This window comes from uncultured Pontibacter sp., assembly GCF_947502515.1.
Lineage (GTDB): Bacteria > Bacteroidota > Bacteroidia > Cytophagales > Hymenobacteraceae > Pontibacter.
This window is the reverse complement of the sequence record NZ_CANNAI010000002.1, coordinates 918,195-931,866: the sequence shown is the minus strand read 5'-3', so window position 1 is coordinate 931,866 and position 13,672 is coordinate 918,195. Positions and strand designations below refer to the sequence as shown.

The following is a 13,672-nucleotide window of genomic DNA, read 5'->3' as shown; positions in this document are numbered from 1 at the left end:
GGCGTTTCGTTGTTTTTATTTTTTCTGCTCGTCCCACATTTCCTTTATACTATCCCACCATTGAGTAGCATATTGCTTCAGTTGGTCAAGTGTCAAAGGTTCGCCATTATCGTTAAAGATTCGGTAATCTGTTGCTGTCAAAGTCAATTCACCACCAGCAATTTCTTTAGAACTGTTGCAATGAAGCACGTAAGTATCAGGTGGAGTATAGGTATAGCTTTGAACTTCAAGCCCCAGTTTATTCATAGTCTGTGGGTCGCTGGTTACTCTTTTTTCTGTTTCTCGGAGTGCAAGAGGCTTTGATTTGTTAGCTTCATCGTCTTTGAACAGAAAGTATTCACACAGTAAATTCCTACACCCTGACAGCTCAATTTTTATTTGGTATTCCAAAACGACAGGATTCCATAACTGCCCCCAAGGAATCACAAAATCCAAGGTCAAAGCTTCCCCGTCTTTGCTCACACTCTTTATCTCAAAATCGTGAAACATTGAAAACAGTTCTTCTATCTCTTGTTGTCTATTCATGATTCCAATGTACGCCAACTACTAGATATATGGAAGTCTATTACGTTTATCTGCACTATGTGTAGAGTTTCTAGCTCCCAGCCAAAACTGTTTCAGTCTGCCAAGAACCGGAGTTTAAGTTTTTTTGAGCTTGTATATCTTACTTATTCAATATAAGAAATCTTACTGAAAACAACTCATCTCCCAGCTGGATTATTTCTAACAAGGTCTGTCGCGGTGACTCCAACCTGAATTTGGATATAGACTAGACTTAATTATTTCTAATTGTGTATTTAATTGTACATTCCTACTGTGCGTTTAAAAGAAATAAGCATATTATGTAGCGAAATGACCTTGTAAAAGTATAGAATTAAGCGGATATAACCGGGTAATACGGGTATACCCGTTTATGTACGCCTAATATGCCTGATTTATTGGTAGTTAGTTTTAGTTGTGGTATCAGGCGCACTAAGTGTTCGATCAAAAAGGATGTAAATTGTATTTATCCGCAACCACTTTTAAGCAAAAAAACAAAAAGCCGCTCCATAACGGAGCGGCTTTGCTGGTGCTATACCTGCAGGCTATACCTTACGGAATCCATTTGATGTCCGAGAAATCTGGCTTGCGCTTCTCCAGGAAGGCGTTGCGGCCTTCTTTGGCTTCGTCGGTCATGTAGGCGAGGCGGGTGGCTTCACCGGCAAACACCTGCTGGCCCACCATGCCGTCGTCGGTCAGGTTGAAGGCGAACTTGAGCATCTTGATGGAGGTAGGGGACTTGGCTAGGATCTCCTGCGCCCACTCATAAGCAGTGTCTTCCAATTCGGCATGCGGAATCACGGCGTTCACCATGCCCATGTCGTATGCATCCTGAGCAGAATAGTTACGACCCAGGAAGAAGATCTCGCGGGCGCGTTTTTGACCCACCATCTTCGCCAGGTAAGCGGAGCCATAGCCACCGTCAAAGCTGGTCACGTCGGCATCGGTCTGTTTAAAGATCGCGTGCTCTTTGCTGGCCAGCGTGAGGTCGCATACCACGTGCAGTGAGTGTCCGCCACCCACAGCCCAACCCGGCACCACGGCAATCACCACCTTCGGCATGAAGCGTATCAGGCGCTGTACTTCCAAGATGTTCAGGCGCGGCATACCTGCCTCGTCTACATAACCCTGGTGACCACGGGCGTTCTGGTCGCCGCCGCTGCAGAAGGAGTATACCCCGTCCTTGGTAGAAGGCCCCTCGGCTGAGAACAGCACCACCCCAATCGAAGTATCTTCACGGGCATCCAAAAAAGCCTCAAACAGTTCACCCACCGTTTTCGGGCGGAAGGCGTTGCGCACGTTCGGACGGTTGAAGGCGATGCGGGCCACGCCATTGCATTTCTTATAGGTGATGTCTTCGTATTCTTTTACGGTCACCCAATTTGCTTTGCTCATATCGTAAGTATTTAGAAGCTGAGTATCTGATTGCAGAAGCAAAGATAGCAAAAGACGGCATGATTTGGCAGAAGCTTGCAGCCGGCAGGGGACAGGTATAGCCCCGGACTGCTGAGAACAGACAATTTGTCGGCTACTATACCTTTGGCGTTTTGTTTGCTGAAGTCCTGCCTGTATCGAATGCTTTTTAAGGTATAGCCGTATACCTTTCACATAAACCAAAACACAGCAATGGCAAAAATAAGATCAACTACTGTAGTAGGTATATACCACAACGGTGAAGTTTGCGTAGGTGCCGACGGACAGGCCACCATGGACAAGCACGTAGCCAAGAGCAATGTCAAAAAGATTCGTAAGCTGCTCGACGGCAAGATTGTGACAGGTTTTGCAGGCTCCACTGCCGATGCCTTCACGCTGCTTGAGCGTTTCGAAGAGAAGCTGAACGCCTACCAGAGCAACATGAAGCGTGCCGCCATCGAACTTGCCAAAGACTGGCGCAAAGACCAGTACCTGCGCAAACTCGAGGCGATGATGGTGGTAGCCAACAAAGAAGAGCTACTGATCATCTCCGGCACAGGCGACGTACTGGAGCCAGACAACCAGATCGCCGCCATCGGCTCGGGCAGTATGTTTGCGCACGCAGCGGCCCTGGCTTTGAAGAAGCATGCCCCGCATTTGTCAGCAGAAGAAATGGTGCGCGAAAGCCTTAACATCGCCGCCGACATCTGCATCTACACGAACCATAACCTGGTCATAGAGAAACCAACCAAGTAACCTTCTTGCACAACGTAAATGGTGCAGACCATCGAACAGGCCATCCGGCAGTTATATCCTATTTCAGATAGATCCTTTGAGCAGCTCACGGCCCTGATGCAGCGGCAGGAGCTGCCCAAAGGGCATATCCTTTTCCGGGAAGGGCAGGTGAGCCACAAAGTGTTCTTTATTGAACGGGGCATTGCCCGTGCCTTCTGCTACCGCAACGACCAGGAGGTGACCTTCTGGTTTGGCGCTGAAAGCGATCTGGTGTTTTCCTACTACAGCTACGTAGCCAACAAGCCCGGCTACGAAACCGTGGAGCTACTCGAAAATTCGGTGGTGCAGGCCATGGACCTGGCCCAATTGCAGGACCTATACCTGACCAACATCGAACTGGCAAACTGGGGCCGCAAACTAGCCGAGTACGAACTCATCAAAACAGAGGAGCGGTTCATGGTCTTTCAGTTCCAGTCAGCCACCGAGCGCTACAAAGCCCTGCTGCAGCAGAATCCCGCCCTGATCCAACGTGTGCCGCTCAACCAGATCGCCTCCTACTTGGGCGTCACGCAGGTTACCCTCAGCCGTATCCGGGCAGAGGTCAGGTGATTTTTTAACATTTGTTAAATTTCTTCCGGTCCGGAGTCCCGACCTTTGTAAAAAAAGAAAATGGGCTGGATCTATCTTATCATGGCGGGGATGTTTGAGATCGGGTTTACCACTTGTCTCAAGCTATCGAACAACTTCAGTGTTACGAAGTGGTCTTTTGGGTTTTTCCTGTGCATTTCCGCAAGCTTCTTTCTGCTCAACAAAGCCATTCAGACTATTCCGATGGGCACCGCCTACGCCGTCTGGACAGGTATAGGCGCAGTGGGCACGGTCATCGTCGGTATGCTGCTTTATAAAGAGTCTGCTGACATCTGGCGACTGTTCTTCATCTTCCTGCTTATCGGCTCCATTATCGGGCTGAAGCTGGTTTCGAAGTAAGCGGACAGGTATACTATATTAAAACCTATATTTGCGGGAGAAGATCTTTTTTTAACTCATATCGGGTTACAGGAGTATAAACACGAATTAGTACAAAGTATAAACACAAGGAAAATGGAAGTATCTAATTTTTTAAAAAAGCACTACAAGCACTTCAACGCAGCCTCGCTCATCGACGCAGCCGAAGGATATAAGACACACCTCAACAACGGCGGTAAAATGCTGGTGACGCTGGCTGGTGCCATGTCTACGGCTGAGCTGGGTATCATTCTGGCTGAGATGATCCGCCAGGATAAAATCCACGCGATCTCCTGTACAGGTGCCAATTTGGAAGAAGATATCTTCAACCTAGTGGCGCACGATTTTTATGAGCGTGTACCGCATTACCGCGAACTGTCTGCCGCTGATGAGGAAGAACTGCTGAGCCGTCACCTTAACCGCGTTACGGATACCTGTATACCTGAGGAAGAAGCCATGCGTCGCCTGGAGCACGTGGTTCTGAAGTATTGGGAAAAAGCGGACAAGGCGGGCGAAGCTTATTTCCCACACGAGTTTTTCTACCAGATACTGTTAAGTGGCGAACTGGAGCAGTACTACCAGATCGATCCAAAGAACAGCTGGATGCTGGAAGCAGCCAAGAAAAACCTGCCGATCATTTGCCCGGGCTGGGAAGACTCTACGCTGGGCAACATCTACGCAGGCCACGTGATCAGCGGCGACATCAAGAATGTGCATACCATGAAAACAGGTATACAGTACATGATCGAGCTGGCTGACTGGTATACCAACACAGCCAAAGAAGAGTCTACCATCGGTTTCTTCCAGATCGGTGGCGGTATAGCCGGTGACTTCCCGATCTGCGTGGTGCCGATGCTGCACCAGGATTTGCAGCGCGACGGTGTGCCATTGTGGGGCTACTTCGCTCAGATCTCTGACTCTACTACCAGCTACGGCTCTTACTCAGGCGCTGTGCCAAACGAGAAGATCACCTGGGGTAAGCTCGGCAAAGACACACCGAAGTATATGATAGAGTCTGATGCCACCATCGTGGCGCCACTTATCTTCGCACTGGTGCTGGATATGTAATTATTGAATAGAAGGAATGTCGTACTTGATATTCCCTGAAATAAAGAAGCCCGCTGCGTAAGTAGCGGGCTTCTTGTTTTAACTCTCTAACTTATCTCGCCAGTTTCTCTGCCCTAAATACATGATCCGCAGCCTGCAGGATCTTGCCCTTCAGCTTTGGGTTGTAGTTCGGGTGGGCTGCCAGGAATTCGCGAATGGTGGCGGCGGCAGTTGGAGTTTGGTAGCTGCTGAAGGTTGACTGCAGCCAGTTAGTCGGGAAGAAGATGTCGCCGGTCAGTTGAATTTCCTCCACCAGCTCCAGGCTCTCGCGCAGGTACTTCTCTGACGAGGCGGCACGCAGCGGGTGGTGCAGGTAGGAGAGGGCCGAGCCAACCCAGGCTTCCTTGTCGCGGTTGCTGCGGGACTTGAGCGAGGCAAAGAAGGCATCGCGTACCTGCTCGTCTCCTGATAGGGCCGGCATCAGGAACTGCAGGCGCTTCTGACGGTCCGGGTTTTTGATGCGGGACAGCTGCTGGCGCAGTATACCCTCCGAGTTGGCATAGTCACGTACAGCCAGCGAGAGCGCCAGGGAGGTATAGTCGTCTTCGTTAAGCGTAACGCCTGCCGGTGCTTTCTGCGCTTCCCATACCTGGTGCAGTCGGTCCTGTGCTTCTTTGGATAGGGCAATATTCTGGTAAGTCTTGAACAGAAGCTTTTTTGCATTGCCGGATTTATGTTTCTCCATCGCGTCCCACAGGTTCTTTTCAAAGGCAGGAGCAATCTCAGCTCTTCTGGCTGGCGTGGTGAACTTCCAGTAAGTGTCGCTCAGGTAGCCTGTCAGTAGCTTCAGGTTGAGTTCATCTGTTTCCACGCCTGACTCGAGCAGCGTAATGGGCAGGAGCAGGTCAGGTGTTACTGTTCTGCCATTGAGCATGTTTTCGTAAAGGTTGATGTACACAGAAGCCCGCATGACTGGATTGATCTGGTTAATGCCGGCCCGAAAGCGCAGGTCCACCGGAAATACACCATAACCCTGCCCGGAGGAGTTGAAGAGGACGGTGAGCGGTGCGCGTTTCCCGATCGCTTCGGTCAGTTCCACAGCGGCTTTGTCCATGTTCACGGTCAGCTCCTGCACACTGTCTGCATACACCAGTGCCAGCTCAAATAGCTGCGGCCATAGTCGGTCTGATCCATCTTCTGCTTTCTGGTTGATCCTAAACGAGCTGATCTTGCCGTCTGCCACTTGCATGTCGTAGTCGAATATGGGGCGGCCGGGCTCGTTCACCCATACCTGGTTCCAGGCCTGCAGATCAACCGTCGTGCGGGCGTCCAGTATTTCGATCAGCTGTGGCCAGGTGGCGTTGCTGTTGGCATATGTTTTCAGGTATACCTGAAGGCCTTCCTGAAAAGCCTGCTCGCCCATCAGTCGCTCCAGCTGCCGCATCATAATAGGCGCTTTGTGATAGATGATATGCCCATAGAGTGTGCTGGCATCCTGCAGGTTATCCAGATTCTGGCGAATCGGGTTGGCGCCTGCTGTGCGGTCCACGCTGTAAGCTGCCGGGAAGTGATCGATCAGGAACTTGAGGTCGTAATTGCTGTCCTTAACCGTCGTCTTGGAAATCTTATCAGCCATGAAGTTGGCAAACACCTCTTTCATCCACACGTCGTTGAACCAGCGCATCGTTACCAGGTCGCCAAACCACATGTGAGCTGTTTCGTGCGCGATCAGGTTAGAGCGTGACACCAGTTGATCTTTCGTAGCGCCTTCGTCCAGGAAGAGGGTAGAGGCTTTGTAGTCGATCGCTCCCACATGTTCCATGCCACCATACTGAAAGTCAGGTATAGCTACGAAATCGAACTTCTGAAATGGGTAAGGAATCCGGGTATAATCCTCCATAAAAGCCAGCGCATCGCGGTGAATGCTGAAGATCGGGCCGATGCTCTCGAGCTTGTCCTGGTCGGTTTCACGGTGGTAAAAGTGCATGGTGAGGCCCCGGTCATTGTTGCTCACCTTCCTGAAATCACCTGCCACAAAAGAGAAGAGATAAGTCGGGATGGTATCGGAAGGCAGGTAGGTATAGGTCTTGGTAGCACCGGTCAGCACCGAGTCCTGCAGCGGGGCGTTGGCCAGGGCTTTCCAGTCCTGCGGCAATGTAAGGGTGAGTTTGAAAACCGCCTTCAGGTCCGGCTGATCGAAGCAGGGGAAAACGGTGCGGGCGCGATCTGGCACCAGCAAGGTATAGAGGTAGTCTTCGTTGCGGTTGAGCGATAGGTTGCCGGCCGTAAAGTCGATCTGCACCTGGTTCTGCCCTACCTTCAGGTAGCGCGGCCCGATCACGATGTGTTCGTTCTCAAACACGATCGGTATTTGCTTTCCATTTACCCGCACAGCGTGCAGGTGATCCTGCTGCTCCTTAAAGTCGATCTGCAGGGCCTGCTCCCTGTTAAGCAGGTTGAAGGATATGGTTTCAGAGGCAGGTATAGGTGCGTCTTTTCCAGTTGGGAGCTGCAGTTTTATGTCGTATTGCACGTTGCGCAGCGTATGGTTGCGGTGCTCGGCTAACGTTCTGGATACACCAGTTTCAACAGGTAAGGTATAGGCGCTGCTGGCGGGGCCTTTGCTGCAACCGCCGAGTAAAGCCAGTGACAAAGCCAGGGCGGTAGCTTTGAGGGTATAGCTGGGTGTTGACATGGTTTGTGTTAAGGTGTTTGTAAAGATAATGGAATTTGGGTATTGCTTGAGGTTGTTGTGTTGTGTCTTGCATGGCGCGAGCGTCCTCGCTCGTGTTGGATATGGTGGGGCCTCTGGCTTAGGTATAGGTATAGATAACTGCAGCTATTGCAGGTATAGCAACCTGCTTTGTAGCTTCGCCTGTGCGGCGGGCAGCTTTTGCCCTAGCCGGGCGGGCCTTACTTTTTGTCTTGACACAAAAAGTAAGCAAAAAAGTCAAGACTCCCCAAACTCGCTGAACGCTCAAACAGTGGGTAGTCATTTGGGCGCACCTGGCGCTGCTACTTGTTTCATAGCTACCGTGCGAGTTAGTTTTTCAATGCGTGTCAGCGAAATGTGTGGTCTTTAAACTGAAACTACGGAGCTTATACCTTCGAACTGGCAGTTACTTTAGTCCCCCACGAAGGTTGTAGGGCCGTTAAGTTCTGCGAAAACTATCCCCTTGAGGGGATTATAGGGGTGTAATTTTGGTGCTAAATTGCCGTTTGCGGACTTATTTACGATGCATCTGCAGCCCCAACACCCCTCTGAGAGCTTCGCTTGCAAGTTTCGACTCGCATCTCACTTGTCCTCAAGGGGAGAATTTCCTAGAATTTAATGGCCCTACCCTTGGGGGTAGGGACCCTCGACAAAGAAGGGGGCTGAGGAGTGACAATCGTTCACAAGAATCCTGTCAATCCGTGGGGTAGGGGCCCTCTTTAATCCTAAAAATCCTGATTCAGACAAGCTATACCTGCATCGCCAATAAACCCTGTAGTGCGCTCTGCTGACTTCACCAGTTCACAAAGCACTGCTTCTAAAAAGCAAAAGCCGCGAAATTCGCGGCCTTTGCTCCAAACAAACAATCAATAACAAACATTAAATGCTTAAGCTGGGGTCATCGATTTCTCGCGGTCCCAGTGGCGGTGCTTTTTAATGGCCTCAATAAACTTATCGGCGAAATCACCGGCGTCGGCGTCGGAGCCGGCAGTAACTACGCCGCTGTGTGACATTACTTTACCTGAATCTTTCTCAGCGAAATTAACGCCAACCACAAAGGCCTTCTCAAGCATATTAATGCCGAAGCCAGAGGTAGCGATCGGTTTGCAGTGTTTGAAGGCCTCGGCCACAAAGTGCAGCGCATCACCCAGGCCCATCATTTTGCGCACGCTCTTTTCGCCGTCCGGAATGTATACTGCGTCGAACATAACGGAGTCGGCTGACACATGGTGCTTGTCCACTTCTATTTCCTGGCCGGTGCTGGAAACGCGTTTTCCGAGCAACTTGGAGATAATCTTCGGATGCGCTCCGGCTGCCTCCAGGGCCTCCTTTACCTGCATCACTTCGTTGTAGTCGAAGCCGTCTTCGATCAGGATTGCCACTCTCCTGGACTTGGCTGTCTCGATCTTGTTCTTCTCCATGCTGATGGCCGGAGACTCTTTCACAGACTTGCCTTTTTTGATCTTCTCAGAGGCATCGTCCTTCACAAAATTGCCTGTAGGCTCTGAGTCCTGGTCAACAGGCATTTCAATGCCTATGCCGGCCGCTACCAGGGCAGCAAACTGTGGGTCTACTTTGTAGAAGTTAGCTACCTGTCGTCTGCGAATCTCTTTGCGTTCTACCTTGCCCAGTTCGAAGTGCGCCGCCGATACGAGGTGCTCCTTCTCAGGTTCAGTCAGGGAGTTCCAGAACAGGGTGGCCTGGCTGTAGTGGTCGTTAAAGCTTTCGCTGCGTGCCCTGATCTTGTGTCCATCCACTTTCTCCATGTAGTGTACATAGCCACCCATATTCTCGGGGGCCATCATCGGACACCCATTGCCAATCGAGTTTGGCCAGTAGTTTGCCTTGCCCTTGCCGATGGTCATGCGCATAAAGCCCGCGCCATGGTGGTTGTGCACCGGAGCCACCGGTCTGTTAATCGGCACTTCCGTAAAATTGGTGCTGTTAAAGCGGTTGAGCTGTGTATCCAGGTATGAGAAGAGACGGCCTTGCAGCAGCGGGTCATTTGTCACGTCGATGCCTGGCACCAAGTTGCCCGGGTGGAAAGCCACCTGCTCCGTTTCGGAGAAGAAATTGTCTGGGTTGCGGTTCAGCACCATTTTACCTACCGGTCTCAGGGGTACTAATTCTTCCGGAATCAGTTTGGTGGCATCTAGCAAATCGAAGTCATACTTAAACTCGTCTTCCTCCGGCACCAACTGCACCGCCAGCTCAAACTCCGGGTAATCACCCATTTCTATGGCATCCCACAGGTCGCGGCGCAGCCAGTCCGCGTCTTTACCGGCCAGTTTCTGTGCCTCGTCCCATACCAGGGAGTGCGTACCCAGTGTAGGTCGCCAGTGAAACTTCACAAAAGTGGCTTTGCCTTCTTCATTGATGAGCCGGAAAGTATGTACGCCAAAGCCCTGCATCATACGGAAGCTTCGTGGAATTGCCCGATCAGAAAGTACCCACATGAGCATGTGCGTTGACTCAGGCATGAGCGAAGCAAAGTCCCAGAAGGTGTCGTGTGCGGCAGATGCCTGTGGCATCTCGTTGTCCGGCATTGGCTTGATGGCGTGCACCAGGTCCGGGAACTTGTTGCCATCCTGTATAAAGAAAGGAGGCATGTTGTTTCCTACCAGGTCGTAATTGCCTTCCGCTGTGTAGAACTTGGTGGCAAAGCCGCGTACGTCCCGCACAGTGTCTGCTGAGCCGCGCGAACCCACTACTGTGGAAAAGCGCACAAATACAGGTGTCCGTGTGCCGGGTTCTGTCAGAAATCTGGCTTTCGTATATTTCTTGAGTGAGTCATCATAAGGCTGAAAGTAACCATGAACCCCTGAGCCGCGGGCATGCACTACCCGCTCAGGTATAGACTCATGGTCAAAGTGCGTCATTTTTTCACGGAAGTGAAAGTCCTCCATCAGGGTAGGGCCACGCTGTCCGGCTTTCAGGGAGTCATCGGTGTGGTTGATCCGGACCCCCTGGTCGGTGGTCATGTACTCGCCCTGGCCATCTTCCCGGAATTGCTCCAACTGCTTGTTTTTGCTGTCTTCGTTCACCTGGGTAGGCTTAGGCTGCTTATTGTCTTTCTCTTCCATGGTCATGTTTGTTTTTGAGATGTGTATAGGATATGCTTTTGACTTTGTGTGGTTAAATCAATTCAAGAATACGGGGATGAATTTTAAGGGGTTAAGAAAAAGTGAAACTAAACGTGATTAAAATTAAATTAAAATAATACTTTCCTTATGACAGCCAAGGGGGCATCAGCTGTGGTAAATCCACAGGCAGGTTTGAGAAAGGACTATGCTTGGAAAATTCTGGGATAGAGTGGCTGTGTAAAGAGGAGCAAACCTATAGCGTCAGCTCCTTACGCCCGAAGGTATACTCGTCTTCCTTCAGGTAATAATCACCGCACTTTTGCAGTATGGTCAGGTTGTCGATCCTGATCTCCCAGTTGAAATTGTAATTGAACAGAAAGGTGAGTACCGGTCCCAGTACTTCGGGGGAGGTGTCGCCGAGGGCCAGGGAAATGTGAGGGAGCCACATGTTAGGGTTGTAGTAAATGCCCATTTCGCTGCTCATCTCGGATATGTCGCGGTGCAGGCGGGCATGCAGCTGGTTGAGCGGCGCTGTGCGCAGCACCGGGATGTAGATCACCGGTTTCTCGCCAGGGAACACGCCCAGACCAGTAGTGCGGATGGTGAAGGGCTCCGTTTCACGGCTGGTTTCCGCCAGGTATTGCTGGATCTCTTCCATGTCCGGTATTTCGGCTGTGAGCAGAGTCAGGTGCGGGTATGGCGTCATCTTCACCTCATTGAGCCCAAATTTCTCATCAAGAAGCTCGGTCAGTTCAGATACACGCGCAGAATGAGAGGGGTCGAGCAGGGATGTTACTGCGATCATAAAAGGCTATATTTTATTGCTGTTCTCAACGTATCGCACACACATTTTTCAAAAGCATAAAGCTATAGAACGAGGTGCATGTGATAATGTTTACCTAGCCGGAGCTTTTTGCAGCAGGCATCTTTTATTTCTACGTATGAGGTGACTTTTGGTCTGTGGACCTTTGCACTGGGGATGTTTCCCAAAATAAGTACCTTTGTAGCTCAGCTTTCTGAATCTATGATCTCTATAAATAACCTTAGCTTTCATTTTGGCAGCCGCCCCATGTACGAGGATGCCAGCCTGCACATCAAACCCAAAGACAAGATAGGCCTGATCGGGCTCAACGGTACCGGCAAATCTACCCTGCTGCGCATCATCGTGGGCGAGTACAAGCCTGACGGAGGCAGCATACAGATGAGCAAGGAGACCACCATCGGTTTCCTGAACCAGGACCTGCTCAGCTACGAAACGCACGAGAGCATCCTGTCGGTGGCCATGCAGGCTTTTGAGGAGGCTATCTCGCTACAGCAGGAGATTGATCAGATACTGGTGGAGTTTGAGAACAACTTTCATGACAAACTGGTCGATAAGCTGGCTTCGCTGCAGGAGCGCTTTGAGGCGCTTGGTGGCTATACCATGCAGGCGGAGGCGGAGTCAATCTTGGAGGGGCTTGGCTTTACAACGGAGGAGCTGAAGCAACCACTGGCCTCTTTCTCGGGTGGCTGGCGCATGCGCGTGATGCTGGCCAAGATCCTGTTGCAGAAGCCTTCGCTGCTGCTGCTCGACGAACCGACCAACCACCTCGACTTACCTTCTATCAAGTGGCTGGAGTCCTACCTGGACCGCTTTGAGGGGGCCGTCGTGATTGTGTCGCACGACAGGGAGTTCTTAGACAAAACCACTAACATCACGGTGGAGGTGTCGGGGGCGAAGCTGAACCTATACCCGGGCAATTACAGCTTCTATGTGGAAGAGAAAGCCCTGCGAAACGAGATTCAGAAAGGCGCCTACGAAAACCAGCAGGCCCAGATCCGGCAGACGGAGCGTTTTATTGAGCGCTTCAAGGCCAAAGCGACCAAGGCTAAGCAGGCGCAGAGCCGCATGAAGCAGCTCGAGCGTATGGAGCGCATCGAGGAGGTGGCTCCGGAGGCGGCGAAGGTGAACTTTAGTTTCCGCTTCAATGTGCAGCCGGGACGTCACATATTCCGCCTCGAACACATGAGCAAGAGCTTCGGCAGCAAGATGATTTTCCGGGATACCAACGTCCACATTGAGCGGGGCGACAAGATCGCCCTCATCGGTGCCAACGGCAAAGGTAAGTCTACGCTGTTGCGCATCATCGCCGGTACGGAACCGATCCAGGGTAAGCGCGAAATGGGGCACAATGTGATCATGTCCTTCTATGCACAGCACCAGTTGGAGGCCCTGAACGTGGAAAACGAAATACTGCAGGAACTGCAGCAGGCCGGCTCCGGCAAAACGGAGGTAGAACTGCGCACGCTACTGGGATCCTTCCTGTTTACAGGCGACGATGTGTTTAAGAAGATCAAGGTACTGTCGGGAGGAGAGAAGAGCCGCGTGGCATTGGCCAAGACGCTCATCTCAGAGGCCAACTTCCTGATGCTCGACGAACCAACCAACCACCTGGACATGATGTCGGTGAATATCCTGATCCAGGCGCTCGAGCAGTACGAGGGTACCTTTATCGTGATCTCGCACGACCGCTACTTTGTGGAGAATGTTGCGACCAAGATCTGGTACATCGAAGACTACCAGCTGAAGGAGTACCCGGGCACGTACCACGAGTATGAGGCCTTCCAGGAGAAGCGCGAGAAAGAAACAAAACGCGATGCCGCTGCAGCGCCGGCTCCTAAAAAAGACGAGCCAAAGCCGAAGCGCGACAACAGCGAATTCAATGCGCTGAACAACCAGCTGAAGCAGATAAACCGCCAGATCAGCGAGGTTGAAAAACAGGTGCAGGTGCTGGAGCAGGAGCTAGCCAAATACGAAACCGAGCTGGCTGACCCAAAGGTATACGGTAACCCGAACGTACTCCAGGAGACTTCCCAGAAGTTTGAAATGGTGCAGAAAGAGCTGGATGCTGTCAACCAGAAGTGGGAGAGCCTGATGCTGGAAGCCGAAGAGCTGGAAGCGCAGCTGGGGAATTAGAAGGGTAAGTACGAGGACAGTAGTAAATTAAAGCATAAAAGAGAGTTGTCATGCTGGAAAAAGCCCGGTAGAAATGGGGAGCCCCTGCCCCCGGAAGATTAAGCAGATGCAGCTTGCTGGGGTAGGGTCCTCTTCATCAAGATCATTTCAGGATGACAAAACAGGGTAAATTAATGCTGT

Annotated in this window: 10 protein-coding genes; 5 read left to right on the top strand and 5 right to left on the bottom strand. The window is 51.3% G+C overall.

The window, feature by feature from the left end; translation table 11 throughout:
- Positions 1-15: 15 nt before the first annotated feature.
- Positions 16-525, bottom strand: a complete 510-nt coding sequence (locus Q1A54_RS08725) for a hypothetical protein (RefSeq protein ID WP_196121130.1) — start codon at positions 523-525, stop codon at positions 16-18.
- 567 nt (positions 526-1,092) lie between these two features.
- Entirely contained in the window at positions 1,093-1,935 is an 843-nt protein-coding gene (locus tag Q1A54_RS08720) for a 1,4-dihydroxy-2-naphthoyl-CoA synthase (RefSeq protein WP_076423014.1), read from the bottom strand.
- Between the two features lie 231 nt (positions 1,936-2,166).
- Here Q1A54_RS08720 and hslV point away from each other — a divergent pair, with 231 nt between their 5' ends.
- The 4 genes from hslV (at position 2,167) to Q1A54_RS08700 (ending at position 4,761) form a co-directional block, all read left to right on the top strand.
- The gene (hslV, locus tag Q1A54_RS08715) at positions 2,167-2,709 is read left to right on the top strand and encodes an ATP-dependent protease subunit HslV (RefSeq protein WP_076423012.1); all 543 of its coding nucleotides are present in this window, start codon (positions 2,167-2,169) and stop codon (positions 2,707-2,709) included.
- 18 nt (positions 2,710-2,727) lie between these two features.
- A complete protein-coding gene (locus tag Q1A54_RS08710) occupies positions 2,728-3,297 on the top strand; it encodes a Crp/Fnr family transcriptional regulator (RefSeq protein WP_299986784.1) in 570 nt (189 codons plus the stop codon).
- Positions 3,298-3,357: 60 nt separating this feature from the next.
- Entirely contained in the window at positions 3,358-3,675 is a 318-nt protein-coding gene (locus tag Q1A54_RS08705; RefSeq protein ID WP_299986782.1) for a multidrug efflux SMR transporter, read from the top strand.
- 114 nt (positions 3,676-3,789) lie between these two features.
- Entirely contained in the window at positions 3,790-4,761 is a 972-nt protein-coding gene (locus Q1A54_RS08700) for a deoxyhypusine synthase family protein (protein ID WP_196121126.1), read from the top strand.
- A gap of 91 nt (positions 4,762-4,852) precedes the next feature.
- Here Q1A54_RS08700 and Q1A54_RS08695 read toward each other — a convergent pair whose 3' ends face one another.
- The 3 genes from Q1A54_RS08695 to Q1A54_RS08685 form a co-directional block, all read right to left on the bottom strand.
- Positions 4,853-7,435 carry a M1 family aminopeptidase gene (locus tag Q1A54_RS08695; RefSeq protein WP_299986778.1) on the bottom strand — a complete coding sequence of 861 codons (2,583 nt, stop codon included), beginning with the start codon at positions 7,433-7,435 and terminating at the stop codon, positions 4,853-4,855.
- A gap of 905 nt (positions 7,436-8,340) precedes the next feature.
- Positions 8,341-10,536, bottom strand: coding sequence for a catalase (locus tag Q1A54_RS08690; protein ID WP_299986776.1), 2,196 nt, complete (start codon positions 10,534-10,536; stop codon positions 8,341-8,343).
- A gap of 253 nt (positions 10,537-10,789) precedes the next feature.
- On the bottom strand, positions 10,790-11,341 hold the full coding sequence (locus Q1A54_RS08685; protein ID WP_007661227.1) for a 2'-5' RNA ligase family protein: 552 nt from the start codon (positions 11,339-11,341) through the stop codon (positions 10,790-10,792).
- A 219-nt stretch (positions 11,342-11,560) separates the two neighbouring features.
- On the opposite strand from Q1A54_RS08685, the gene Q1A54_RS08680 reads away from it, so the two are divergent.
- Positions 11,561-13,492 (top strand): ABC-F family ATP-binding cassette domain-containing protein, encoded by a 1,932-nt coding sequence (locus Q1A54_RS08680; RefSeq protein ID WP_299986774.1) that lies wholly within the window; start codon positions 11,561-11,563, stop codon positions 13,490-13,492.
- The last annotated feature ends 180 nt before the right edge of the window (positions 13,493-13,672 follow it).

What these genes read in the sequence shown, in the direction of transcription:
- hslV (WP_076423012.1), top strand. Translation starts at nt 2,167, where the DNA reads ATGGCAAAAATAAGATCAACTACTGTAGTAGGTATATACCACAACGGT.
- Q1A54_RS08720 (WP_076423014.1), bottom strand. Translation starts at nt 1,935, where the DNA reads ATGAGCAAAGCAAATTGGGTGACCGTAAAAGAATACGAAGACATCACC.
- Q1A54_RS08710 (WP_299986784.1), top strand. Translation starts at nt 2,728, where the DNA reads ATGGTGCAGACCATCGAACAGGCCATCCGGCAGTTATATCCTATTTCA.
- Q1A54_RS08690 (WP_299986776.1), bottom strand. Translation starts at nt 10,536, where the DNA reads ATGGAAGAGAAAGACAATAAGCAGCCTAAGCCTACCCAGGTGAACGAA.
- Q1A54_RS08685 (WP_007661227.1), bottom strand. Translation starts at nt 11,341, where the DNA reads ATGATCGCAGTAACATCCCTGCTCGACCCCTCTCATTCTGCGCGTGTA.
- Q1A54_RS08700 (WP_196121126.1), top strand. Translation starts at nt 3,790, where the DNA reads ATGGAAGTATCTAATTTTTTAAAAAAGCACTACAAGCACTTCAACGCA.
- Q1A54_RS08725 (WP_196121130.1), bottom strand. Translation starts at nt 525, where the DNA reads ATGAATAGACAACAAGAGATAGAAGAACTGTTTTCAATGTTTCACGAT.
- Q1A54_RS08680 (WP_299986774.1), top strand. Translation starts at nt 11,561, where the DNA reads ATGATCTCTATAAATAACCTTAGCTTTCATTTTGGCAGCCGCCCCATG.
- Q1A54_RS08695 (WP_299986778.1), bottom strand. Translation starts at nt 7,435, where the DNA reads ATGTCAACACCCAGCTATACCCTCAAAGCTACCGCCCTGGCTTTGTCA.
- Q1A54_RS08705 (WP_299986782.1), top strand. Translation starts at nt 3,358, where the DNA reads ATGGGCTGGATCTATCTTATCATGGCGGGGATGTTTGAGATCGGGTTT.